This is a genomic window from Verticiella alkaliphila (assembly GCF_018904615.1).
Lineage (GTDB): Bacteria > Pseudomonadota > Gammaproteobacteria > Burkholderiales > Burkholderiaceae_B > Verticiella > Verticiella alkaliphila.
This window is the reverse complement of record NZ_JADCNH010000109.1, coordinates 1-712: the sequence shown is the minus strand read 5'-3', so window position 1 is coordinate 712 and position 712 is coordinate 1. Positions and strand designations below refer to the sequence as shown.

The window sequence follows — 712 nt, the reverse complement described above, 5'->3', positions numbered from 1 at the left end:
GGTAATGCCCCCATTTTTACTGGGTCGCAGAAGTAGAAACTGATGCGGCCATGGCCAGCCGCTGCTTTGGTGTGAACCCACCCAAGGCCATATTTGGGCGCTCGTTATTGTAGGACCACATCCAGCGAGTGGCGTGGTCCTGCACATGCTCCAGGTCTTCCCACTCGTACTGCGACAGCCATTCGTACCTGGCCGTCCGGTTGAACCGCTCGATATAGGCATTTTGCTGCGGCTTGCCGGGCTGGATGAAGTCGAGCTTGATGCCCCGCTTTTGCGCCCAGGCCAATAGCGTCGAGCCCGCGTATTCCGGCCCGTTGTCGCAGCGAATCGCCAGCGGCCGTCCCCGATGCTCGATGATCTGGTTCAACACTCGCGCTACCCGAGCAGCAGGAAGTGAGAAGTCCACCTCGATGCCTAGCGCCTCCCGGTTGAAGTCATCGATCACATTCAAGGTCCGGATGCTGCGCCCGTCGGCCAACTGGTCATGCATGAAGTCCATCGACCAAACTTCGTTGATGGCGCCAGGAACCGCTAGCGGCTCCGGCATCTGCCGGACCAGCCGTTTGCGCGGCTTGATGCGCAGGTTCAGCTCCAGTTCTTTGTAGATGCGGTACACGCGCTTGTGGTTCCAGCCCAAGCCACGGACATTGCGCAGGTACAAAAAGCACAGCATGAAGCCCCAGGTCCGATGATTGTCGGTCAGGCGCAGCAG

1 protein-coding gene is annotated in these 712 nt (G+C 59.6%); it reads right to left on the bottom strand.

The genetic code is table 11. The features are described from left to right. Positions 1-16: 16 nt before the first annotated feature. On the bottom strand, positions 17-712 hold a 696-nt coding region (locus IMZ29_RS22435), incomplete at its 5' end, for an IS3 family transposase (RefSeq protein ID WP_216188481.1).